This is a genomic window from Xanthomonas cucurbitae, assembly GCF_002939885.1.
Classification (GTDB): domain Bacteria; phylum Pseudomonadota; class Gammaproteobacteria; order Xanthomonadales; family Xanthomonadaceae; genus Xanthomonas; species Xanthomonas cucurbitae.
Genome location: NZ_MDED01000006.1, coordinates 1 through 24,166, shown reverse-complemented (window position 1 = coordinate 24,166; position 24,166 = coordinate 1). Strand labels below are relative to the sequence as shown.

Below are 24,166 nucleotides of genomic sequence, written 5' to 3'. Positions count from 1 at the left end.
GGGCTGGTGGCGCCTGCAGCGGGGGGGGCTCAGGCAATCAATCGGCGCAGCGCCGGATTGTCGTTGTCCTGCTTCCACACCAGATGCAATTCCACCGGCGTGGCCGGCGCCTCATCGCGCAGCGGCAGGTACACGATGCCGGCATAGCGCAGGCCGCTCGCGCCTTCGGGCACCAGTGCCATGCCCATGCCGCCGCGCACCAGTGCCAGCACCGAGTGGATCTGGCTGACGTATTGCACCGAGCGCGGCGCGATGCCGCGGCTGCCGAACAGCTGCGCTAGCAGATCGTAGAAGTAGCGCGCCTCATCGGGTGCGTAGTTGACCAGCGGCTGGTCGTCGAAATCCTGCAGGCGCAGGCTGTCGCGGCGTGCCAGCGGCGCGTCTTCGGGAAGCGCGGCGATCAGCGGCTCACGCGCCACGCACCGGCTGTGCAGGCTGGGACGCTGGATCGGCGGGCGCAGCAGGCCGATATCCAGCCGCCCCGCGTCCAGCGCATCCAGCTGCGCCAGGCTGACCATTTCCTTGAGTTGCAGGTCCACATCCGGCGCCTGCCTGCGCCAGCGCGCGATGGCCTCGGGCAGGAAGCGATAGCTGGCCCCGGCAGTGAAGCCCACCGACACGCTGCCCGCATCGCCGGTGCCGATCCGGCGTGCACGCAGGCCGGCGTTCTCGGCCATGCGCAGGATCGCGCGCGCCTCGGCCAGCAGGCTGCGCCCGGCCTGGGTCAGCCGCACATGCCGGCTGTTGCGCTCCAGCAAGGCGGTGCCGACGCTGTGCTCCAGCAGCTGAATCTGCCGGCTCAGCGGTGGCTGGGTCATGTTCAGCCGCTCGGCTGCGCGTCGAAAATGCAGCTCGTCGGCAACCGCGACGAAGCAGCGCAGCTGGGGCAGATCGAACATGAAAGCAGCCCCTCGCTGGGCGATTTGGATGAATTCGATGCTGCACGTGCAACATCTCTGCGCGCGGCGCGCGGATGAATACGCGGGGCATGGGCAAGGCATCGACAACGAGCACGAGCATCCATAATTACGTAGGTCACAGAAAACCGTTGCAAAGCAGCCATTTGCACCGGTTTCGCGTCATCCATGACGCGATTGATTCGAATCATGTATCAAACAATACGTAATTTGGTTTGGACCAGCAACGATCTGCGTTCCTAGGATCAGCCCACCCCCGCCTAGGAGCGTTTGTCCGATGAGCAGCAGATACACCCCGTCCGAAATGGCCCAGGCGCTTGGCGCCGGGTTGCTGTCGTTTCCGGTGACCCATTTCGATGCCGAGCGGGCGTTCGACGAACCGGCCTATCGCACCAACCTGGACTGGCTGTCCTCGCATCCGGCAGCCGGGCTGTTTGCCGCCGGCGGCACCGGCGAGCTGTTTTCGCTGAGCCTGGACGAGGTCAACCGCGCCGTACGTGCCGCGGTGACCCAGACCGCCGGGCGCATGCCGGTAATTGCGCCGGCCGGCTACGGCACCGCGATCGCCATCGAGATGGCACAGGCCGCCGAACGCAACGACGCCGACGGCCTCCTGCTGTTTCCGCCGTACCTGACCGAGTGCGATGCCGAGGGCGTGGCAGACCATGTCGAACGCGTCTGCAAGGCAACCAAGCTCGGCGTGATCGTCTACGGCCGCGCCAATGCCAAGCTCGACGATGTGACCCTGGCGCGCGTGGCCGAACGCTGCCCCAACCTGGTGGGCTACAAGGACGGCATCGGCGACGTGGATCGCATGACCCGCATCTATGCGCGGCTGGGCGACCGGCTGCTGTACGTGGGCGGGCTGCCTACGGCCGAAACCTTCGCGCTGCCGTATCTGGAAATGGGCGTTACCACCTATTCGTCGGCCATCTTCAATTTCCTGCCCGAGTGGGCGCTGGCGTTCTATGCGGCGGTGCGCGCGCGCGACCACGCCACCATCTACCGCGAGCTCAACGATTTCGTGCTGCCGTATACGGTGCTGCGCAATCGCCGCGCCGGCTATGCGGTGTCCATCGTCAAGGCCGGCATGCGCGCGGTGGGCCGCCCGGCCGGTCCGGTGCGCACGCCGTTGGCCGACCTCAACGAGGACGAATTCGCCCAGCTCAAGCAATTGATCGGAGGACGCCGCTGATGCATGCCATCCAGGGTGAATCGTTGATCGGCCAACGCAGCGTGCCCGGCGCCGGCGCGGTGTTTCAGGGGCTGGATGCGGCCAGCGGCGAAGCGCTGCAGCCGGTGTTCGCCTCGGCCAGCGCACAGGATCTGGAACAGGCCTGCGCGCTGGCGCACGCGGCGTTCGATGCCTATCGCGACACCTCGCTGGAAGTGCGCGCCGGCTTTCTGGAGACCATCGCCGAGCAGATCCTGGCACTGGGCGATGCGCTGATCGAACGCGCCATGCGCGAAAGCGGGTTGCCGCGTGCACGGCTGGAAGGCGAGCGCGGACGCACCGTGGGCCAGCTGCGCCTGTTCGCCAACGTGGTGCGCGAAGGCAGCTGGCTGCAGGCGCGCATCGACCCCGCCATGCCGCAGCGCACGCCACTGCCGCGTGCGGATCTGCGCCAGCGGCATATCGCATTGGGGCCGGTGGCGGTGTTTGGTGCCAGCAACTTCCCGCTGGCGTTTTCGGTGGCCGGCGGCGACACCGCCTCCGCCCTGGCGGCCGGCTGCCCGGTCGTGGTGAAAGCGCATGGCGCCCATCCGGGCACGTCCGAACTGGTGGGCCGCGCGATCCAGGCCGCAGTGGCGCAGTGCGGTCTACCTGAAGGCGTGTTCTCGCTGCTGTTCGATGCCGGCATCGAGATGGGCGCGCAGCTGGTGGCCGATGCACGCATCAAGGCCGTGGGCTTCACCGGCTCGCGTGGCGGCGGCATGGCGTTGGTCAAGATTGCTTCCGCACGCCGCGAGCCGATTCCGGTGTATGCGGAAATGAGCGCCATCAACCCGGTCTATCTGTTGCCGCATGCGCTCGAAGCGCGCGCGTCGGCACTGGGCAAGGCGTTCGTCGGCTCGCTCACCCTGGGCGCGGGGCAGTTCTGCACCAACCCCGGCCTGCTGCTGGCGATCGATTCGCCGGCACTGGATGGCTTCATTGTCTCGGTAACGCAAGCGCTGCAGGAGGTATCGCCGGCGGCGATGCTTACCACCGGCATCGGCCATGCGTATGCGCAAGGCGTGCAGCGCCTGGATGCGCATCCGCAGGTCGTCACCCTGGCACGTGGCGCGGCCGCAGACACCGGGCGTTGCCCGGCGGCGTTGTTCGGTACCGATGCCGATGCCTTCCTGGCTGACGAAGCGCTGCAGGCCGAGGTATTCGGCGCCTCTTCGCTGTTGGTGCGTTGCAAGGACATCGCCCAGTTGCGTGCATTGAGCGAACAGCTGGAAGGCCAGCTCACCGCCACCTTGCACATGGACGACGGCGATAGCGAGCTGGCGGGGGCATTGCTGCCGGTGCTCGAGCGCAAGGCCGGCCGCATCCTGGTCAACGATTGGCCCACCGGCGTGGAGGTCTGCCACGCCATGGTGCATGGCGGCCCGTTCCCGGCCACCTCCGACAGCCGCAGCACCTCGGTGGGTACGCTGGCGATCGATCGCTTCCTGCGCCCGGTCTGCTACCAGGACCTGCCGGCGGCGCTGCTGCCGGCGGCCGTGGCGCACGGCAATCCGCTGGGCCTGTGGCGGCGCGTGGATGGCGCGTTGGGCCACGACTGACCGACCCGTTCGCAATGTTGCCTGAGGCGTGCCGGAGGAGGGTCCGGCACGCCAACCGCAGGCCCACTTGGAATCCCGAAGCGCAGTGCGCTTCCATCGTCATAGGTGAGGAACGATGATGGCTATCGATTCAAAAACGGTCGGTTCAACGACAGTCGGCGCACCGACGGTTCCGCGCAGGCGGTATCTGATCCTGTTGATGTTGTTCGTGGTGACCACGATCAACTATGCCGATCGCGCCACCTTGTCCATCGCCGGTTCCGCGGTCCAGGATGCGCTGGGCATCGACGCGCTGCAGATGGGCTTCATCTTTTCCGCGTTCGGCTGGGCCTATGTGGCCGGGCAGATTCCCGGCGGCTGGTTGCTCGACCGCTTCGGCTCGCGCCGCGTGTATGGGCTGTCGTTGCTGATCTGGTCGTTGTTCACCGCGTTGCAGGGCTTCATCGGCTGGGTGCCGGTCGCCTGGGCGGTGACCACGCTGTTCGTGTTGCGCTTTCTGGTGGGCATTGCCGAAGCGCCGTCGTTCCCCGGCAACAGCCGCATCGTGGCAGCGTGGTTTCCCACCGCCGAGCGTGGCCTGGCCGCCTCCATCTTCAATTCCGCGCAGTACTTCGCCACGGTGGCGTTTGCGCCGCTGATGGGCTGGCTGGTGCATGCCTGGGGCTGGGAGCATGTGTTCCTGGTGATGGGTGGGGCGGGCGTGCTGCTGGCACTGGTGTGGCGCAAGACCATCTACGCCCCACGCGAACACCCGCGCCTGTCTGCGCAGGAGTTGGACTACATCCAGCGCAATGGTGCACTGGTGGACATGGAACAGGGCAGCAAGCCCGGTAGTCAGCCCAAGGGGACGCAGTGGCATTACGCCAAGCAGTTGCTGTGCAACCGCATGCTGCTGGGCGTGTATATCGGCCAGTACTGCATCACCACGCTGACCTATTTCTTCCTGACCTGGTTCCCGGTGTACCTGGTCAAGGAGCGCGGCATGTCGATCCTGGAGGCAGGCTTCGTGGCCTCGTTGCCGGCGGTGTGCGGCTTTGTCGGCGGTGTGTTGGGCGGCTATGTGTCCGACCGCATGGTGCGGCGCGGGTACTCGCTTACCGTCTCGCGCAAGACGCCGATCGTGGTGGGCATGCTGATGTCGGTGACGATGATTGGCTGCAACTACGTGCAGGCCGAATGGATGGTGGTGGGGCTGATGGCGCTGGCCTTCTTCGGCAAGGGCATCGGTGCGCTCGGCTGGGCGGTGGTGGCCGATACCTCGCCCAAGGAAATCGCCGGCCTGTCCGGTGGCCTGTTCAACACCTTCGGCAACATCGCCGGCATCACCACGCCAATTGTCATTGGCTACATCGTCTCCACCACCGGCAGCTTCGAGTGGGCGCTGGTCTTTGTCGGGCTCAATGCGCTGCTGGCGGTGGTGTCCTATCTGTTCGTGGTCGGGCAAATCAAGCGCGTGGAACTGAAGGCCCCTCCGGGTGGCCCGGCCGCGCCCATGCCTGTATCGCGTTGACCGTCTTCGGAGAGTCCTGATGAACATCCATACTTCTGCTGCAGGCATCGGCGCCACGCCGCGCATTACCGACATCCGCGTGGTGCCGGTGGCCGGCCAGGACAGCATGCTGCTCAACCTCAGTGGCGCGCATGCGCCGTACTTCACTCGCAATGTGTTGGTGCTGCGCGATTCGTCCGGGCGCACCGGCGTGGGCGAGGTGCCGGGTGGTGATGCCATCGCCGGCCTGTTGAACGAGGCGGCCTCGCTGATTCGCGACCGTTCCATCGCCGACTACCAGCGCATCCTCAATCAGGTGCGCACCGCCTTCGCCGACCGCGACAGCGCCGGACGCGGCCTGCAGACCTTCGATCTGCGCATTACCATCCATGCGGTGACCGCCATCGAAGCGGCATTGCTGGACCTGCTCGGGCAGTTTCTGGATCAACCGGTGGCCGCGCTGCTCGGCGAAGGCCAGCAACGCGATGCGGTCGACGTGTTGGGCTACCTGTTCTTTATCGGCGATCGTCGCAAGACCGGCCTGGAATACCGCGACGGTAGCGCTGCCACCGATGCCTGGGAGGCCGTGCGCGACCAGGAGGCACTGACGCCGTCCGCGGTGGTGCGGCTGGCCGAAGCGGCCTACGCCAAATACGGCTTCCGCGATTTCAAGCTCAAGGGCGGCGTGTTGCGTGGCGAGGAGGAGATCGAGGCGATCCATGCGCTGCATGCGCGCTTTCCGCAGGCGCGCATTACCCTGGACCCCAACGGAGCGTGGTCGTTGGCACAGGCCATCGCGCTGTGTCGCGACATGCATGGCGTGATGGCCTATGCCGAGGACCCGTGCGGAGCCGAGCAGGGCTATTCCGGTCGCGAGGTCATGGCTGAATTCCGTCGCGCCACCGGCCTGCCGACGGCCACCAACATGATCGCCACCGACTGGCGCCAGATGGGTCACGCCATCCAGCTGCAGTCGGTGGATATTCCGCTGGCCGACCCGCATTTCTGGACGCTGCAAGGCTCGGTGCGGGTGGCGCAATTGTGCCGCGACTGGGGCCTGACCTGGGGCTCGCATTCCAACAACCATTTCGATATTTCGCTGGCGATGTTCACCCAAGTGGCCGCCGCCGCACCGGGGCGTGTCACCGCCATCGACACGCACTGGATCTGGCAGGACGGCCAACGCCTGACCCGCGATCCGCTACAGATCGAAGGTGGCCAGATCCAGGTGCCGGCCAAGCCCGGCCTGGGCGTGGAGCTGGACATGGATGCGCTGGAAGCGGCGCATCGCACCTACCAGGGGTTGAGCCTGGGCGCGCGCGACGATGCCGTCGCCATGCAGGCGCTGATCCCCAACTGGACGTTCGACAACAAGCGTCCCTGCCTGGTGCGCTGAGGCGTCTAGATGCCTGCGGCCGGAGCACCGGCCGCAGCACCTGACCGCGCGTTCACCGCAGCTGGAGAACCGAGCAATGAAAAGCATGATGGCAATCAGCGGCGCCGCGCTGCTGGCGGTCGGCGCGGCCGGGCGTGCGCGTGCGCAGCAGCCCGATGAAGGATTCTGGAATGGCGCCACGGCCGAGGTCACCGCGCTCAATTTCTATTACAACCGTGATTTCCGCAGTGGCGACGGGCAGGGCAAGCGGGCCGAATGGGCGCAAGGCTTCGTGGTCGATGCCAGGAGCGGCTACACCCGCGGCCCGGTCGGCGCGGGGTTGGACCTGCTCGGCATCGGCGACTTCAAGCTCGATGGCGTGCGTGCCGAAGGCGGCACCGGCCTGCTGCCCAGCAACGACGATGGCACTGCGCAGCACGCGCTGGTGCGGGTGGCGCCCACGCTCAAGCTACGCGCCTCGCAGACCGAATTGAAATGGGGCAGCTTCATTCCCAACGAGCCGCTGGTGCGCGCCAGCATCACCCGCATCATGCCGGAGACGTTCCAGGGCGTGACCCTGGAGTCCAAGGATGTGCCCAAGCTCGATCTGCTGCTGGCGCGTTTCACCAGCGCCTGGTATCGCGACGGCGATTCGCGCGTGCCGATCACCCTGGCCAACAAGAACCGCCGCTTTCTCGGGACCCCGGATTCGGACGCGCTCGATCTGGTGTCGGCGACTTATACGCTGGCCCCGGGCACCCAGCTGCGTTATCAGGGCGCGGTGATGGAAGACATCTATCGCCAGCAGCTCTACAACCTGATCCAGACCCAGATGTTCGGCAAGGACCGCCTGCGCGTGGATCTGCGCTACTTCCGCACCGACGATACTGGTCAGTCGCGCGCCGGCTTGATCGACAACCGCATGGTCAGCAGCATGGTGTCCTGGCGCACCGGCGGCCATGAATTCGGTGTCGGCTATCAGAAGCTGTCCGGCCCCAGCGCCATGCCCTGGCCGGGCGGCACCGATGGCAATGTCTTCAACTGGACCTTCATCAACGACTTCCTCGAGCGCGGCGAGCGCAGCTGGCAACTGCGTTACAGCATCGATGGCGACAGCATCGGCATTCCCGGCCTCAGCGTCATGGTGCGCTACATCAGCGGCGACAATGCACGCCCGGCCACCTATGCCGGCGAAGGCCGCGAATGGGCGCGCGATGTGCTCACTACCTATCAGTTCCAGAGCGAGCGCTTCAAGCATCTGAGCCTGATCTGGTTCAACGGCACCTTTCGCTCCAACTACCAGCGCAACGTCGATGAAAACCGGTTGATCCTGCAGTATCGGCGCCAGTTCGACAGCCCCGATCGTTAACGCATTCCACCCCCATGTTCTGCAAGGTAGCCCCTGATGTCCGCAACCCAGCACGCCATGCCCTGGCTCAGCATCCGCGCCCATGCGCGCGACAACGTCGCCATTGTCGTCAACGATGGCGGTGCGCCCGCCGGCGCCGGTTTTCCGGATGGGGTGAGCGCCATCGAACACATTCCGCAGGGCCACAAGATGGCGCTGGTGGACCTGCCGGCGGGCGCGCCGGTGATCCGCCTGGGCGCGGTGATCGGCACCGCCAATGCCGCGATTGCACGCGGCGCCTGGGTCAGCGAGCAGCTGCTGGCGATGCCCGAGGCCCCCGAACTGGCCACGCTGGATCTGGGGCTGCATCCGGCGCCAGCGCCCGAGCCGCTGGAGGGTTACACCTTCCAGGGCTACCGCAATCGCGATGGCAGCGTGGGGACACGCAATATCCTGGGCATCATGACCAGCGTGCAGTGCGTGGTCGGCGTGCTCGGGCACGCGGTGGACCGCATCCGCGCCGAGTTGCTGCCCAGGTATCCGCATGTCGACGATGTGGTGGCGGTCAATCATGTCTACGGCTGCGGCGTGGCGATCACTGCGCCTGAGGCCATCATTCCCATCCGCACGCTGCGCAACATCGCGCGCAGCCCCAACTTCGGCGGGCAGGCGCTGATCGTGGGACTGGGCTGCGAGAAGCTTGCGCCGGAGCGTCTGTTGCCCGACGACGTCAGCGACGACGACAGCGGCGTGTATCGCCTGCAGGAAACCCGCCTGGGTTTTGCCGACATGGTGGGCGCGATCATGGCCATGGCCGAAGAACGCCTGCGCCATCTGGATCGGCGCCGCCGCGAAACCGTGCCGGCCAGCGAACTGGTGGTGGGCATGCAATGCGGCGGTAGCGACGCGTTTTCCGGCGTCACCGCCAACCCGGGCCTGGGCGTGGCCGCCGACCTGCTGGTGCGTGCCGGCGCCACGGTGATGTTCTCGGAAAACACCGAAGTGCGCGACGGCATCCATCTGCTGGTGCCACGCGCCGCCAATGCGGACGTGGCGAAGGCGCTGGTACGCGAGATGGCCTGGTACGACGCCTATCTGGCGCGTGGGCAGGCCGATCGCAGTGCCAACACCACCCCCGGCAACAAGAAGGGCGGGCTGGCCAACATCGTGGAAAAGGCGATGGGCTCGATCGCCAAATCCGGCTCTTCGGCGATCAATGGCGTGGTGCCACCCGGCGAGCGGGTCAAGGGACGCGGCCTGCAGTACTGCGCTACCCCGGCCAGCGATTTCGTCTGCGGTACGCTGCAGGTCGCCGCCGGCATGAACCTGCATGTGTTCACCACCGGCCGCGGCACCCCCTACGGCCTGGGCATGGTGCCGGTCATCAAGGTCGCCACCCGCAGCGAGCTGGCGCAGCGCTGGTCCGACCTGATGGACATCGATGCTGGCGGCGTCGCCACCGGGGCCAAGACGCTGGAGCAACTGGGCTGGGAGTTGTTCCAGCGCTATCTGGACGTGGCCAGCGGCCAACGCACCTGGACCGAGCGGCATCGCCTGCACAACGATCTGGCCTTGTTCAACCCGGCGCCGATTACTTAGCAACGCTTGCTGCACGATGGCGCAGGTCGCCTGGCGTGGCGACGCCGGGGCCCTCACCCCCATCTCTCTTCCGCAGGGAGCGGGGCTTGCCGTTCCCTTCTCCCGATGGGAGAAGGTGCCCCGAAGGGGCGGATGAGGGCAGGTGCGCAGCCTCATGCGCTATGTCGCACAGCGCCCGATAGCACACCCGCGCAGTCTCATGAAAACCATCGTGCGTGCAGGCGAAATCAAGCCGCCATCAACACCCTCGTAAGACACCCACCCCACCGATCAACGCGCCGCCACACCACCGGCCAACGCCCGCGCGCCGTCAGCGCCTATTGCTCACCCATTCGCCCGTCAACGGCATGCGCCGATACAATGCGCGCTCGTTTTCAGTGTTGACGGAGTTCCCATGTCCCAGATCATCCATACCGATCAGGCGCCTGCCGCCATCGGTCCGTATTCCCAGGCCGTGCGCGCCGGCAACACAGTGTATTTCTCCGGCCAGATTCCGCTGGACCCGGCCACCGGCGAGATCGTGCCCGGCGATATCGGCGCGCAGGCACGCCGCGCCTTCGACAACCTCAAGGCGGTGGCCGAAGCAGCCGGCGGCTCGCTCGACAAGATCGTGCGGCTGGGCCTGTACCTGACCGACCTGGGCCAGTTCGCCGCCGTCAACGCGGTGATGCAGGACTATTTCCAGGCCCCGTTCCCGGCCCGCTCCACCATCGAGGTCTCCGGCCTGCCCAAGGGCGCCGGCCTCGAAGTCGATGCGGTGATGGTGCTCGACTGATTCCGTCCGGCTGATCGGCGCCGATCCGTCGTGCCGCGCGCACCCACCGCAGCGCCAAGCCTGGCCGTCGCCGGCCAGGCTGCGTTGTCCAGCCTGCCTGGTGTCGGCCCGAGGGTGGCCGAGAAATTTGCCGCGCGCGGCATCGTGAGCCTGCAGGACCTGTGGCTGCACCTGCCGCTGCGTTACGAAGACCGCACCCGCCTGACCACCATCGCGCAGCTGCAAAGCGGCGTGCCCGCGCAGATCGAAGGGCGGGTGGAGGCGGTGGAACGCGGCTTTCGCTTCCGCCCGGTGTTGCGCGTGGCGGTCTCCGATGACTCGCACGGCAGCGTGGTGCTGCGCTTCTTCCATTTCCGCGCTGCCCAGGTGGCGCAGTTTGCCGTGGGGACGCGCGTGCGGGTGTTCGGCACGCCCAAGCCCGGCCAGCACGGCTGGGAGATCGTCCATCCCAGCTATCGGGTGCTTGCGCCGGGCGAGGATGCCGGCTTGGGCGACAGCCTGGACCCGGTCTACCCGGTGCTCGAAGGGGTCGGCCCGGCCACGCTGCGCAAGCTCATCGGCCAGGCGTTGGAGCGGCTGCCGCCGGAGGCCGCGCTGGAATTGCTGCCATCGCAGTGGCTGCAGGACGACCAGCTGCCCTCGCTGCGCACGGCCTTGCTGACCATGCATCGCCCGCCGGTCGGCACCGATCCGCAGCAGCTGCTCGCTGGCGGGCATCCGGCCCAGCGGCGCCTGGCGCTGGAAGAACTGCTGGCCCATCAACTCAGCCTGCGCCGTCAGCGCATCGCGCTGCAGCGCTTGCGTGCCCCGCAGTTGCGCGGCGGCCGGCTGGTGCAGCAACTGCGCAATGCCCTGCCGTTCCAGCTCACCGGCGCGCAGCAGCGGGTGTTCGAACAGATTGCGCACGACCTTGCGCAGCCCTCGCCGATGCTGCGGCTGGTGCAGGGCGATGTCGGCAGCGGCAAGACCGTGGTCGCGGCGCTGGCGGCGATGCTGGCGGTGGAGCAGGGCAAGCAGGCGGCCCTGGCCGCGCCCACCGAACTGCTGGCCGAGCAGCACCTCACCAACCTGCGCGGCTGGCTGGAGCCGTTGGGCGTGCGCATCGTCTGGCTGGCCGGCAAGGTCACCGGCAAGGCGCGCGCTGCGGCCATGGCCGAGGTGGCCTCCGGCCAGGCGCAGCTGGTGGTGGGCACGCATGCCCTGATGCAGGAGGCGGTGGTCTTCCATGACCTGGCCCTGGTCATCATCGACGAGCAGCACCGTTTCGGCGTGCACCAACGCCTGGCGCTGCGCGACAAGGGTGCGGCCGCCGGCAGCGTGCCGCACCAGTTGGTGATGACCGCCACCCCGATCCCGCGCACGCTGGCGATGTCCGCGTATGCGGATCTGGACGTCTCGGCCATCGACGAACTACCGCCCGGACGCACCCCGGTGCAGACGATTGTCCTGAGTGCCGAGCGGCGTCCGGAGCTGGTCGAGCGCATCCGCGCCGCCTGTGCCGAAGGCCGCCAGGCGTACTGGGTGTGCACCCTGATCGAAGAAAGCGAAGAGCCGGAGAAGGGCGCGCCGGGCGGGCCGCCGCGCATCGAAGCGCAGGCCGCGCAGGTCACCTACGAGGCGTTGTCGGCGCAACTGCCCGGCGTGCGCGTGGCGCTGGTGCACGGGCGCATGAAACCGGCCGAGAAACAGCGGGCCATGCTCGATTTCAAGCAGGGCCGCAGCGATCTGCTGGTGGCCACCACCGTGATCGAAGTCGGCGTAGACGTGCCCAATGCGTCGTTGATGATTATCGAAAACGCCGAGCGTCTGGGCCTGGCCCAGTTGCACCAGTTGCGCGGGCGAGTCGGGCGCGGCGCGGCCGCCTCCAGCTGTGTGCTGCTTTATCAGGCGCCATTGTCGCTGATGGCCCGTCAGCGCCTGGAAACCATGCGCCAGACCAACGATGGCTTCGTGATCGCCGAAAGGGACCTGGAGCTGCGCGGTCCTGGCGAACTGCTGGGTACGCGCCAGACCGGCCTGGCCAGTTTCCGCATCGCCGACCTGGCCCGCGACGCCGGCCTGCTGCCGCGCGTGCAGGTGCTGGCCGACCGCCTGCTGGCCGAGGCGCCGGAGATCGCTGATCGGGTGGTGGCGCGCTGGATCGGGAGCGCGGTGCGGTATGCGGCCGCTTGAGCGGCTGGGAATCGGGAATCGGGATTCGGGAATCGTAAAAGCAAAGGCTGCTGCTTCCTTTTCATCCGAAGGCGTTCGCTTGATCGGCTGATCCTTGCGAAGATGGGGCAACGAATCCCGAATGCCCACTCCCGAATCCCATGACAAAAAAGATACCGCTGCTGATCGATACCGACCCGGGCGTGGATGATGCGCTGGCGTTGCTGATGGCCTTCAACGACAGCCGCCATGCGGTGGTCGGGCTGACCATCGCCGCCGGCAACGTGGGCCTGGAGCACACCGTGCGCAACGCCTTGAAGGTGTGCGAGATCGCCGGTCGCGACGATGTGCCGGTATATGCCGGCTGCCCGCAGCCGCTGCTGCATTCCTCCGTGGATGCGGCACATGTGCATGGCATCGATGGCTTTGGCGACGTTGGTCTGCCGGCGGCCAAGCGTTGCGTCGAAGCGGAACATGCCGCGCTCGCGATCCTGCGCTTGTCGCATGCATACGCCGGCGAGCTGTTGCTGGTGGCACTGGGCCCGCTGACCAATTTTGCCCTGGCGTTGACCCTGGACCCGACCCTGCCGCAGCGCGTGGCGCGGCTGGTGGTGATGGGCGGGGCGCTGACCGGGCACGGCAACATCACCCCGGCAGCCGAATTCAACATCGGTTTCGACCCGGAGGCGGCGCACATCGTGTTCCGCGGTTTCCCGCACTTCGACGTGGCCGACTGGGAGGCCACCATCGCGCACGGCCTGCTGCACCGGGACGTGGAGCAGTGGCTGGCCGCCGATTCGGCCCGCGCCCGCTTCTACGAGGAGATCTCGCGCAAGACCCGCCTGTGGTCCGAAGACAGCCGCGGCGAGTACTGGTATGCGGCCGATGCGCTGGCGATGGCGTTTGCGCTGCACCCGGACGGCGCCCAGCGCCTGGAGCGGCGCCCGGTGCAGATCGAACTGTCCGGCACCCACACCCGCGGGATGACCCTGGTGGACTGGAACCGGCAGGGCCGCGCGCCCGACAATGCCAACCTGTTGCTGCAATACGACCGCCAACGGTTCCACGGGCTGGTCGGCGCGGCACTGGCGGCGAGCTAGGGGCACCTTGCGCAGGGTGCCTGCAGGTCGCTATAATGCTCGGCTTATCCAGGCAGCCCGAGCGCCAAGCCCATGAAAAATAACGTGCATCCCGACTACGAAGAGGTCGTCTTTCACGACGTGACCTCTGATTTCAAGATCCTGACCCGATCCACCATGAGCTCCAAGGATACCGTGATGTGGGAGGACGGCGAGGAATATCCGCTCATCAAGGTGGAAATCTCCTCCGCGTCGCACCCGTTCTACACCGGCAAGCACAATGTGATCGACACCGGCGGCCGGATCGACAAGTTCCAGAGGCGCTACGGGCGCTAAGCCTGCAAGACGGGCTGTACCAGCAACGGCCGCGCACTGCGCGGCCGTTTGTTTTGGGCCTGCCGCCGCTTCGTTTGCGTCGCCCCTGCGACGCGCGTCTACGACTTCAGTCCAAGCGACGACCAAAATGCTGCTGTGCGATAATGACGTGATCCGAGGCGATGCCTTGGACTTCCATCACGTGCCTGCCCATGTGGGATCAGGCGCCTTCCACTGAAGGAGCGTACACAGTGTCCGATCTTGATCAGGTCACGCTCAACGCCGGCGACACGTCGGTCGTTCTGCCGGTTCTCAAGCCCACGCTGGGCAATGACTGCGTCGATATTTCCAAGCTGACCAAAGAAACCGGTCTGTTCACCTACGACTCGGGCTTCACCGCCACCGCCAGCTGCAAGTCGGCCATCACCTACATCGATGGCGACAATGGCGTGTTGTTGTACCGCGGCTACCCGATCGAGCAGCTGGCCGAGAAGTCCAGCTTCCTGGAAGTGTCGTACCTGCTGATGAACGGCGAACTGCCGACGGCGGACGAATTCAAGAAGTTCGACCACGAAGTGACGCATCACACGATGATGCACGAGTCGCTGAAGAACTTCCTCGGCGGTTTCCGCCACGACGCCCACCCGATGGCCATGCTGGCCGGCTCGGTCGCCTCGCTGTCGGCGTTCTACCACGACACCCTGGACCTCAACGATCCGGAACAGCGCCGCCAGGCCGCCATCCGTCTGATCGCCAAGGTGCCGACCCTGGCTGCTGCTGCGTACCGCTATTCGATCGGCTGGCCGATCCGCTACCCGCGCAACAACCTGAACTACGTCGACCGCTTCCTGCACATGATGTTCGAAGTGCCGAGCGAGCCGCTGGAGATCAACCCGGTCGTGGCCAAGGCGCTGGATCTGCTGTTCATCCTGCACGCCGATCACGAGCAGAACGCCTCGACCTCGACCGTGCGTCTGGTCGGTTCGACTGGCGCCAACCCGTACGCATCGGTCGCAGCGGGCATCACCGCGCTGTGGGGCCCGGCGCACGGCGGCGCCAACGAAGCGGTGCTGAAGATGCTCGAAGAAATCGGCACCGCCGATAACGTCGAGTCGGCCGTGGCCAAGGCCAAGGACAAGAACTCCTCGTTCCGCCTGATGGGATTCGGTCACCGCGTCTACAAGAACTTCGATCCGCGCGCCAAGATCATCCGCGAGATGACCCACAAGGTGCTGGGCGAGCTGGGTGTCAACGACCCGCTGCTGGAAGTGGCGCTGAAGCTGGAAGAGGCCGCGCTGAAGGACGACTACTTCGTGCAGCGCAAGCTGTACCCGAACGTCGACTTCTACTCGGGCATCATCTACAAGGCGCTCAATATCCCGGTGGAAATGTTCACTGTGATGTTCGCCATCGCCCGCACCGCCGGCTGGGTGTCGCATTGGCTGGAACAGCAGGTGGACCCGGAAATGAAGATCGGCCGTCCCCGCCAGATCTACACCGGCTACGACAAGCGCGACTACACCGACAGCGCCAAGCGCTGATCGACTCACGTTTCGCTGCGTAAACCAGCGCCCCGCACTGCGGGGCGTTTTCGTTTTTGGCTGCTGCCGTCACTGAAACCGGGGCGCTTGCCAAGCGCGGCTGGCAAAGCCTGGCGAGCAGTCGCCGGATAAATGCCGACGGCCCGCCCAGCAATGGGAGCGCTTGCGCGGGCTCAATCCCGTTGCTGGTACGCGGCGCTCTCCTGTTCGGCGAGCAGCTGCCGCAGTTGCGCCGCCGAGGCGCGCGGCATCGGCTTTTCGTCCAGTTGCGAGAGCGGTGCCTGGCGCAGGGCGTCGTAGGGCAGCACAGTCAGGTCGAAGCTCAGGTCTTCGGCACTGAACAGCCACACCGGAAACTCGCCGTTGCGCTCGCGGTCCAGCCGCAGGCGGCGGGTACGCGCTTCGGCAGGAATGCGGTGTTCTTCCAGAAAGCGTTGCACTGCGTCGGCATCGTCGCTGTGCAGCTGCAACTGCACGGGCGCATTCGCATCGGCAGTGCCCTCCAGCACCGGGCCGGTCAGCCGCGGCTGGAACCGGCTGAGGAAATCCAGCGCCCGCAACGCCGCCTCGCGGCGCTGGCGTAGCCGCATGGTGTGGTCTGGGCCGGCGAACAGGCGCTGATATTGGCGCAAGGCATCTTCGATCTCGCGATTGCGCGGCAGCGAAGCATCGTCATGGATGCCGAGCCGGCTGGCGGCCTTGAGCTTGGCCTGGTGGAAATCGCGGATACCGCCTTCGGCCATCAATCTGGCGGCCTCATGGGCGAGCCGATGGCGGCGTTCCCGGGTGCGCGTATCGGCGTGCTGGCGTGCGTGATGCATGACCCGGCTCCCCTGATGAACCTGGGTTCGACTCTACAACAGCCACATGAAGACATGGCGAATGCGTTGCGCCATGTTGAGCACGAACCGCGTCGTACTGCCGATCTCGCTCCATCAGGCAATCAGCCACAAACGGCAGCTGCCTGTTCGCGTCATTGCACCTGCCTCACCCGCCCAAGAAAAAGGGGAGCCGGAGCAGCCACGCTGTTCCGATTCCCCATTCCCGAATCCCGAATCCCAGCCCTTAAAAAATATCGAACGCCTTCTCGTCCTGCTGTTCCTGCAAGCCGTAGTCGTAATCCTGCAGGCGATCCAGGTCCTCGTTCTTCACCCACTCGACTGCGCCGTTGATGGTGGCCTGGGTCATGCCATCGGGCGGATCGTTGGCGGCGATCGGCTTGTCCTTCAACGCCACGCGCATGTAGTCGATCCAGATCGGCAAGGCCGCCTTGCCGCCGTACTCGCGGTAGCCCAGCGAGCGGAAGTCGTCGCGGCCGACCCACACGGTGGTGGCATACGGACCGCCGAAGCCGGAGAACCAGGCGTCGCGGTGGTCATTGGTCGAGCCGGTCTTGCCGCCCACGTCCTCACGGCCCAACACCTTGGCGGCGGTGCCGGTGCCGCGCTGGACCACGTCGCGCATCATCGACACCAATTGGTAGGCGGTGCGCTCGTCGATGGCGCGGGGGGCAATCTTGGTCTCCGCCGTCGCCGCGGGGGTGGCCTGCGCCGATGCCGGTGCGGCATTGGCGGCCGGGGCGGGCGGCGTAGCCGCTGCCTGCGCGCCGAAGTTGAAGCCGTCCACCACCTGGCTCACCGGTGCGACGTTGCCGCCTTGCAGAGCGCAGGTGCGGCATGCCACCGCCGGCACTTCCTTGAAGATGAGGTTGCCGTCGCGGTCCCTGACCTCATCCACGATCCAGGTGTCCACGCGCGAGCCGCCATTGGCGAACGCCGCGTAGCCACGCGCCACCGACAGCGGCGTCAGCGACGCGGTGCCCAGCGACATCGACAGGTTGGGCGGCAGCTCGGCCTCCTGGAAGCCGAACTGGCTGATGTACTTGCGGGCGAAATCGACACCGATGGCGTCCAGCAGGCGCACCGAGACCAGATTGCGCGACTGCACCAGCGCTTCGCGCAGGCGCATCGGGCCACGGAAGCCGCCGCCGTCGTTCTGCGGCGACCAGGTCTTGCCGCGGCGGTCGCGGAACACCACCGGCGCATCCAGTACGATCGAGGCTGGGTTGAAGCCCTTCTCGAAGGCGGCCGCGTACACGAACGGCTTAAAGCTGGAGCCCGGCTGGCGGCGCGCCTGGGTGGCGCGGTTGAACTTGTTGCCGGCGAAGCTGAAACCGCCGACCAACGCGCGCAGTGCGCCGCTGTTGGCGTCCAGCGACACCAGGGCCGCCTGGCCGCGCGGTAGCTGGTCGATGATCCACTCGCCGTCTTTTTCGTCGGCGCGGATGCGGGTCAGGTCGCCGCGGGTCAGCAGCTTGGCCGGGGTCTTGCTGGTCCAGCGGCTGGCCGAGGCAGGCAGGGTGAGTTCGGTCTTGTCGTGCTGCACGACGGTGACGCCGCCATCGGGGTTGGTGCGCGCCACGATCACCGGGCGCAGCCCGCCCTGGATGAAGACGCCGGACAGATGCTTGGCCAACGCGGCGGCATCGGCATCGGCGGCCACCTCGAAGTGCTGCTCCACCCCGTGCCAGCCATGCCGGTGGTCGTACAGGCGCAGACCTTCGCTGATCGCCGCGTCGGCACCGGTCTGCAGGGTGGCATCGATGGTGGTGGTGACGTGGTAGCCCTTGTTGAGCACGTCGCCACCGTACTTGGCGATCATCTCCTGGCGCACCAGTTCGGTCACGTAGGGTGCGTACACCTGCACCGGCGGCTCGTGCGGCTTGGCGTGCATCGGCACGGCCTTGGCGGCGTCGGCTTCGGCCTGGCTGACGAAGCCCAGCTCGGCCATGCGCTGCAGCACGTAATAGTCGCGCCGTTCTCGCGCGCGCTCCGGGTTGCTGATCGGATTGCCGCTGGAGGGGAACTTGGGGATGCCGGCCAGCGAGGCCATCTCGTCCAGGCTCAACGCGTCCATCTTCTTGCCGTAGTAATACTCGGCCGCAGCTCCCACGCCGTAGGCGCGATTGCCGAAGAAGCTCTTGTTGAGGTACAGCTCGAAGATCTCGTCCTTGCTCAGCTCGCTTTCGATCTTGCGCGCCAGCAGGATCTCGGCCAGCTTGCGGGTATAGCTGTATTCGGAGTTGAGGAAGAACTGCCGCGCCACCTGCTGGGTGATGGTCGAGCCGCCGGGTACGCGCTTGGCGTCGGTGGTGGCCAGCAGCCAGATCGCGCGGCCAATGCCCTTGTAGTCCACGCCCCCATGCTCGTAGAAGCGCGCGTCCTCGGTTGCCAGGAAGGCCTGCTTCAGGCGCAGCGGAACCTCCTTGATCTGGACCGGGTAGCGCCGGGTTTCGCCATAGACGGCCATCAGGCGGCCGTCGCTGGCGTAGACGTACATCGGCTCCTGCAGTTCAACCTGCTTGAGGGACTGTACGTCGGGCAACTTCGATGAAATGGCGTAGTACAGGCCGCCAGCGGCAATGGCGCCAAGCAGGGCGAGCACGACGAGCGCGGCCAGGATCCAGCCCAGCCAACGGCGAATACGGGGCATGTACGAGAGATTCCGATTGCAGATTTCTTGGCCACAGAGTATAGATGACGCCGAGTTTGGCTGGGGCCGAACTCTGGGGATCGCAGAAGACGGCACTGGGGTCACGCTCGCGGGGTCATTGCCTTGCGCGTGAGGGGCTTGTCAACTGTTAAAATTTGATTATTAATGCGAGGACGCAGCGTGCGTCCAAGTGCCCATCGGCAGGGGAGTTACCGTGGGGCTTCTACCCAAGAGTCAGTCGCCACTGATCGGTGTCGATATCAGTTCCACTGCGGTCAAGCTGTTGCAGCTGTCGCGCAGCGGGAACCGTTTCCGCGTGGAACACTACGCGGTGGAACCATTGCCGCCGAATGCGGTGGTAGAAAAGAACATCGTCGAAGTGGAAGCGGTGGGCGAAGCCATTCGCCGCGCCATCAACCGTTCCGGCAGCAAGGCCAGGAACGCGGCGGCGGCCGTGGCCGGCTCGGCGGTCATCACCAAGCTGATCCCGATGCCCGCCGACCTGGACGACAGCGATCTGGAAGCGCAGGTCGAGCTGGAGGCCACCAACTACATCCCGTACCCGATCGAGGAAGTGAATCTCGATTTCGAGGTGCTCGGCCCGATGCCCAACAGCCCGGACATGGTCCAGGTGCTGCTGGCCGCTTCGCGCTCGGAGAACGTGGAGCTGCGCCAGTCGGCGCTGGAACTGGGCGGCCTGGTCGCCAAGGTGATGGACGTGGAGGCCTTCGCGGTCGAAAACGCCTTCGCCCTGGTTTCCAGCGAACTGCCGGTGGCAGCCGATGCGGTGGTGGCGCTGGTGGATATCGGCGCCACCATGACCACGCTGAGCGTGCTGCGCTCCGGCCGTAGCCTGTACAGCCGCGAGCAGGTGTTCGGCGGCAAGCAGCTGACCGACGAAGTGATGCGCCGCTATGGCCTGACCTACGAAGAGGCCGGCCTGGCCAAGCGCCAGGGTGGCTTGCCGGAAAGCTACGAGGTCGAGGTGCTTGAGCCGTTCAAGGAGGCGACTGTGCAGCAGATCAGCCGCCTGCTGCAGTTCTTCTACGCCGGCAGCGAATTCAATCGCGTGGACTGCATCGTGCTGGCCGGCGGCTGCGCTGCGCTGTCGCGCCTGCCGGAGATGGTCGAAGAACAGCTGGGGGTGACCACCGTGGTGGCCAACCCGCTCGCACAGATGACGCTGGGTCCCAAGGTTCAGGCCCATGCGCTGGCGCTGGATGCGCCCGCCCTGATGATCGCCACCGGCCTGGCCCTGAGGAGCTTCGACTGATGGCAAGAATCAACCTGTTGCCCTGGCGCGCTGAGCGCAGGAAGGCGCGCGAGCGCGAGTTCTATTCGATGCTGGGCTTCGCCGCGCTGGGCGGGGTGCTGTTGTCGGCGTTGATCTGGTTCTACTACGACGCGCAGATCAGCGGCCAGACCGAGCGCAATGCGTTCCTGACCGCCGAGATCGAGAAGGTCAAGGCGCAGAACGAAGAGATCAAGGAACTCGACAAGAAGAAAGACCGCCTGCTGGCCCGCAAGAAGGTCATCGAGGAGCTGCAGGCCAACCGCTCGCAGATGGTGCACCTGTTCGATTCGCTGGTGCGCACCATTCCCGATGGCGTGGCGCTCACCAACGTCAAGCAGGATGGCGACATCCTGACCCTGGAAGGCCGCTCGCAATCCAATGCGCGCGTCAGTACCTACATGCGCAACCTGGAGGGCTCGGGCTGGATGACCAGCCCGGACCTGTCGATCATCGAGGCCAAGAGCCAGGACAAGGCCGCCGGCCAGCCCGCCGCCGCGTCGGTGGAGACCAAGGCGCTGCCGTATGTGTTCACGCTGAAGGTCAAGCTGGCCAATCCGAACGAGGCCGACAAGAACGGGACGGCGCCGGTCGACGGGCAGGCACCCGGTGCAACGCCAGCGGGCGCTGCACCGGCACCTGCCGCCACACCGGCGCCGACACCCGCAGCGCCTGCACCGGCGCAAGCCACCCGGCCGCAGGAGGGGGCGGCGTCATGAGTAAGAAATCATTCAAGCTCAGCGATCTGGATTTCAACAACATCGGCGGCTGGCCGCAGCAGGCGCGCATCGTGTTCTGCGTGGTCGTGGGCCTGTTCATCATGGTGCTGGCCTGGTTCCTGCTCATCAGCAGCAAGCGCGATGAGCTGGAAGGCCTGGAAGGCACCGAATCCCAGCTGCGCACCGAGTTCGAGACCCAGCAGGGCCGTGCGGTCAACCTGGAGCCGCTCAAGCAGCAGCTCGCGCAGATGGAGCAGGTGCTGCAGCAGATGCTGCGCCAGCTGCCCAGCAAGACCGAAATGCCGGACCTCATCATCGACATCTCGCAGACCGCGCTGTCCAGCGGCCTGTCCAACGAGCTGTTCCAGCCGGGTCCGGAATCGCCGAAGGAGTTCTACGCCGAGAAGCCGATCGCCCTGCGCATGGTGGGCAGCTATCACCAGTTCGGCGCCTTCGTCAGCGGTGTGGCCTCGCTGCCGCGCGTGGTGATCCTGACCATGCACGACATCAACCTCAAGCCCAGGGATGCCAAGGCCGGCATCACTGCGCGCGGCGCGCTGGAATTGTCCGGCACGGTCAAGACCTATCGTTATCTGGACGATGAGGAAATGGCCGAGCAGGAGAAGGCGACGGCCGACGCGGCGAAGAAGGGCGGCCAATGACCATGAAATTGCTCAAGATCCTGTCCTGCGTGGCGCTAATTGCAGTATTGCCGGCGTGCAGCCGGAGCATCACCAGCACGCCCGGTGATGCGCCCAATCTGGAAGCCTGGGTGGCCGAGGTGCGCGCGCGTCCTGCGCCGCCGCTGGAACCGCTGCCGGTGATGCAGCAGTTCGAGACGTTCGAATACGCAGCGCAGTCGATGCGTGACCCGTTCAGCGATGCCTGGGTCAGTGCGGAAGGCGGCAACGGGACGCGACCGGACCCGAACCGGCGCAAGGAGCCGTTGGAAGCCTTTCCGCTCGACGCCCTTGACATGGTGGGGACCATCGGGGGTGGGTCGGGTCTGATCGCGCTGGTCATGGCGCCGGACAAGGTGACCTACCGGGTGCGGCCGGGTGTGTATCTGGGACAGAGCGATGGCCGGGTGACCGGGGTCTACGAAGACCGCATCGAGCTGATTGAACTGGTGCCGGACGGTGCGGGTGGATGGCTTGAACGGCCGGCCGCACTCGCACTGGAGGATCAATAAAGTGATAGGGGATAGCACGATGACGTTTTCCAATGCCCAGCGGCTGCGTCCGGTTCGGCGCCACGCCACGCTCCGGGCCTGCGCGCTGGGGTTCGCGCTGGCGCTGGCCAGTGGCAGCGCATTCGCGGCCACCGCGCTGGCTTCGCCTGCACAGGAACCGGCCAGGACCGCTCCGGCAAGCCTGGCCGTCTCCAAAATCGACTTCAAACGCGGTGACGACGGTGCTGGCCGCCTGATCCTGCAGTTCGACGGCCAGGGCGCCAGCCCCGACCTGCGGACCCAGGGCGACACCGTGCTGGTGGACATCAGCAACGCCAAGCTGCCCGCCGAACTGCAGCGGCCGCTCAATGTCACCGATTTCGCCACTCCGGTGCAGCGCGTTGAGGTCAAGCCGTCCGGCTCCGGCTCGCAACTGGTGCTGTCCACCAAGGGTGCATTCGATTCGCTGGCCTACCAGACCGGTAACGAATACGTGGTCGAGATCAGCCCGCGCAAGGGCCAGCCGGCCATGGGCGGCGTCAGCCCGGCGGCGGTGACCCAGGAGGCCGCGCAGATCGCGGCGCGCGGCTACAGCGGCCGCCCGGTGACGTTCAACTTCCAGGACGTGCCGGTGCGCACCGTGCTGCAGCTCATCGCCGAAGAATCCAACCTCAACATCGTCGCCTCCGACACCGTGCAGGGCAACGTGACCCTGCGCCTGATGAACGTGCCGTGGGACCAGGCGCTGGACATCGTGCTGCGTGCCAAGGGCCTGGACAAGCGTCGCGACGGCGGCGTGGTGTGGGTCGCTCCGCAGCCGGAGCTGGCCAAGTTCGAGCAGGACAAGGAGGACGCCCGCATCGCGATCGAGAATCGCGAGGACCTGATTACCGATTATGTGCAGATCAACTACCACAACGCGGCGGTGATCTTCAAAGCGCTGACCGAGGCCAAGGGAATCGGCGGCGGCGGTGGTGGCGGTGGTCAAGGTGGGCAGGGCGGGGCAGGCCAGCAGGACAATGGTTTCCTGTCGCCGCGTGGCCGTCTGGTGGCCGACGAGCGCACCAATACCCTGATGATCAGCGATATCCCGAAGAAGGTCGCGCAGATGCGCGAGCTGATCTCGCATATCGACCGTCCGGTGGATCAGGTGTTGATCGAAAGCCGGATCGTGATCGCGACCGATACGTTCGCGCGTGACCTGGGTGCGCGGTTCGGCATTTCCGGTGCCACCGGTCGCGGCATTTTGAGCGGCTCGCTTGAAAGCGTGGTGAACTACAAGAACACCTCGGCGCAGCGTGCCAATGAGCTTGCCAACACGGCGACCCCGACGACGCCGGGAACCAGCAACACGATTCCTGCATTCCTGTTCCCTTCGGGATTGAACATCGATCTGGGAGCCAGCGGATTTACCAATAACCGGGCCGCTGGTTTGGCGTACACGCTGCTAGGCTCCAATTTCAACCTGGATATCGAGTTGTCTGCGATGCAGGAAGAAGGCCGGGGCGAAGTGGTGTCCAACCCGCGCATCGTGACCGCCAACCAACGCGAGGGCGTCATCAAGCAAGGCCGCGAGATCGGTTACGTCACCATCAGTGGAGCGGGCGTGGCGGGCGGTGGATCGCAGGCCAACGTGCAGTTCAAGGAAGTCCTGCTCGAGCTGAAGGTCACTCCGACGATCACCAACGATAATCGCGTTTTCTTGAATATGAACGTCAAGAAGGACGAGGTGGCACGTTTCATCAATCTGCCGCAATACGGCACCGTGCCGGAAATCAATCGCCGTGAGGTCAATACGGCAGTCCTGGTCGGTGATGGCGAGACCGTGGTGATCGGTGGTGTCTACGAGTTCACCGACCGCGAAAGCGTTTCCAAGGTGCCGTTCCTGGGCGACATTCCCTTTCTGGGGAATCTGTTCAAGAAGCGTGGTCGCAGCAAGGAGAAAGCCGAGCTGCTGGTGTTCGTGACGCCCAAGGTCCTGCGGGTTGCAAGTGCTACGCGCTGAGGGTATCGGTTGAGAGGAAAAGGCCGCGTCAGCGCAATGCCAGTCAGTTAACGCTGATTGGCATTTTTCGTTGGGAACTTCGAAGCGCGGTTCTTGACGACTCTGGGGAAGCTTCGTTCGGTGC

General features: G+C 66.0%; 19 protein-coding genes. 16 read left to right on the top strand and 3 right to left on the bottom strand.

The features are described 5' to 3' along the window. Positions 1-29: 29 nt before the first annotated feature. Positions 30-899, bottom strand: coding sequence for a LysR family transcriptional regulator (locus XcuCFBP2542_RS05015; RefSeq protein ID WP_104602527.1), 870 nt, complete (start codon positions 897-899; stop codon positions 30-32). A gap of 295 nt (positions 900-1,194) precedes the next feature. Between XcuCFBP2542_RS05015 and kdgD the strand changes: the two genes are divergently transcribed. The 11 genes from kdgD to XcuCFBP2542_RS04960 all read left to right on the top strand — a co-directional run bounded on the left by kdgD (position 1,195) and on the right by XcuCFBP2542_RS04960 (position 15,364). After that, positions 1,195-2,112 (top strand): 5-dehydro-4-deoxyglucarate dehydratase, encoded by a 918-nt coding sequence (kdgD, locus tag XcuCFBP2542_RS05010; RefSeq protein ID WP_104602526.1) that lies wholly within the window; start codon positions 1,195-1,197, stop codon positions 2,110-2,112. Further along, a complete protein-coding gene (locus XcuCFBP2542_RS05005) occupies positions 2,112-3,692 on the top strand; it encodes an aldehyde dehydrogenase (NADP(+)) (protein WP_104602525.1) in 1,581 nt (526 codons plus the stop codon). Before kdgD ends, XcuCFBP2542_RS05005 begins: the two co-directional genes overlap by 1 nt. Before the next feature lie 115 nt (positions 3,693-3,807). Next, on the top strand, positions 3,808-5,202 hold the full coding sequence (locus tag XcuCFBP2542_RS05000; protein WP_338000097.1) for an MFS transporter: 1,395 nt from the start codon (positions 3,808-3,810) through the stop codon (positions 5,200-5,202). A gap of 19 nt (positions 5,203-5,221) precedes the next feature. Beyond that, on the top strand, positions 5,222-6,577 hold the full coding sequence (gene gudD / locus XcuCFBP2542_RS04995) for a glucarate dehydratase (protein ID WP_104602524.1): 1,356 nt from the start codon (positions 5,222-5,224) through the stop codon (positions 6,575-6,577). 76 nt (positions 6,578-6,653) lie between these two features. After that, positions 6,654-7,925, top strand: coding sequence for an OprD family porin (locus XcuCFBP2542_RS04990; RefSeq protein WP_104602523.1), 1,272 nt, complete (start codon positions 6,654-6,656; stop codon positions 7,923-7,925). A 36-nt stretch (positions 7,926-7,961) separates the two neighbouring features. Beyond that, positions 7,962-9,503: a galactarate dehydratase gene (gene garD / locus XcuCFBP2542_RS04985; protein WP_104602522.1), complete on the top strand. Its 1,542-nt coding sequence runs from the start codon at positions 7,962-7,964 to the stop codon at positions 9,501-9,503. Between the two features lie 394 nt (positions 9,504-9,897). Beyond that, positions 9,898-10,278, top strand: coding sequence for a RidA family protein (locus XcuCFBP2542_RS04980; RefSeq protein ID WP_104602521.1), 381 nt, complete (start codon positions 9,898-9,900; stop codon positions 10,276-10,278). 30 nt (positions 10,279-10,308) lie between these two features. Next, positions 10,309-12,450: an ATP-dependent DNA helicase RecG gene (gene recG, locus XcuCFBP2542_RS04975; RefSeq protein ID WP_104602520.1), complete on the top strand. Its 2,142-nt coding sequence runs from the start codon at positions 10,309-10,311 to the stop codon at positions 12,448-12,450. A gap of 140 nt (positions 12,451-12,590) precedes the next feature. After that, entirely contained in the window at positions 12,591-13,529 is a 939-nt protein-coding gene (locus XcuCFBP2542_RS04970; protein WP_104602519.1) for a nucleoside hydrolase, read from the top strand. Between the two features lie 72 nt (positions 13,530-13,601). After that, positions 13,602-13,844 (top strand): type B 50S ribosomal protein L31, encoded by a 243-nt coding sequence (locus XcuCFBP2542_RS04965; protein ID WP_104602518.1) that lies wholly within the window; start codon positions 13,602-13,604, stop codon positions 13,842-13,844. 230 nt (positions 13,845-14,074) lie between these two features. Further along, the gene (locus tag XcuCFBP2542_RS04960; RefSeq protein WP_104539991.1) at positions 14,075-15,364 is read left to right on the top strand and encodes a citrate synthase; all 1,290 of its coding nucleotides are present in this window, start codon (positions 14,075-14,077) and stop codon (positions 15,362-15,364) included. Between the two features lie 173 nt (positions 15,365-15,537). Here the strand turns inward: XcuCFBP2542_RS04960 and XcuCFBP2542_RS04955 are convergent, their stop codons facing one another. Together XcuCFBP2542_RS04955 and XcuCFBP2542_RS04950 are read right to left on the bottom strand one after the other, a co-directional pair. Next, positions 15,538-16,185, bottom strand: coding sequence for a hypothetical protein (locus XcuCFBP2542_RS04955; RefSeq protein WP_104602517.1), 648 nt, complete (start codon positions 16,183-16,185; stop codon positions 15,538-15,540). A 244-nt stretch (positions 16,186-16,429) separates the two neighbouring features. Continuing rightward, positions 16,430-18,856, bottom strand: coding sequence for a penicillin-binding protein 1A (locus XcuCFBP2542_RS04950; protein WP_170066951.1), 2,427 nt, complete (start codon positions 18,854-18,856; stop codon positions 16,430-16,432). Between the two features lie 214 nt (positions 18,857-19,070). Here XcuCFBP2542_RS04950 and XcuCFBP2542_RS04945 point away from each other — a divergent pair, with 214 nt between their 5' ends. The 5 genes from XcuCFBP2542_RS04945 to XcuCFBP2542_RS04925 are packed head-to-tail and all read left to right on the top strand — an operon-like array spanning position 19,071 to position 24,042. Then, on the top strand, positions 19,071-20,129 hold the full coding sequence (locus XcuCFBP2542_RS04945) for a pilus assembly protein PilM (RefSeq protein WP_104602515.1): 1,059 nt from the start codon (positions 19,071-19,073) through the stop codon (positions 20,127-20,129). Next, on the top strand, positions 20,129-20,866 hold the full coding sequence (locus tag XcuCFBP2542_RS04940; protein WP_104602514.1) for a PilN domain-containing protein: 738 nt from the start codon (positions 20,129-20,131) through the stop codon (positions 20,864-20,866). Before XcuCFBP2542_RS04945 ends, XcuCFBP2542_RS04940 begins: the two co-directional genes overlap by 1 nt. After that, positions 20,863-21,528: a type IV pilus inner membrane component PilO gene (locus tag XcuCFBP2542_RS04935; protein ID WP_104602513.1), complete on the top strand. Its 666-nt coding sequence runs from the start codon at positions 20,863-20,865 to the stop codon at positions 21,526-21,528. Before XcuCFBP2542_RS04940 ends, XcuCFBP2542_RS04935 begins: the two co-directional genes overlap by 4 nt. Then, entirely contained in the window at positions 21,525-22,058 is a 534-nt protein-coding gene (locus XcuCFBP2542_RS04930) for a pilus assembly protein PilP (RefSeq protein ID WP_104602512.1), read from the top strand. Before XcuCFBP2542_RS04935 ends, XcuCFBP2542_RS04930 begins: the two co-directional genes overlap by 4 nt. A 19-nt stretch (positions 22,059-22,077) precedes the next feature. After that, positions 22,078-24,042: a type IV pilus secretin PilQ gene (locus XcuCFBP2542_RS04925; protein ID WP_104602511.1), complete on the top strand. Its 1,965-nt coding sequence runs from the start codon at positions 22,078-22,080 to the stop codon at positions 24,040-24,042. Positions 24,043-24,166 lie beyond the last annotated feature (124 nt).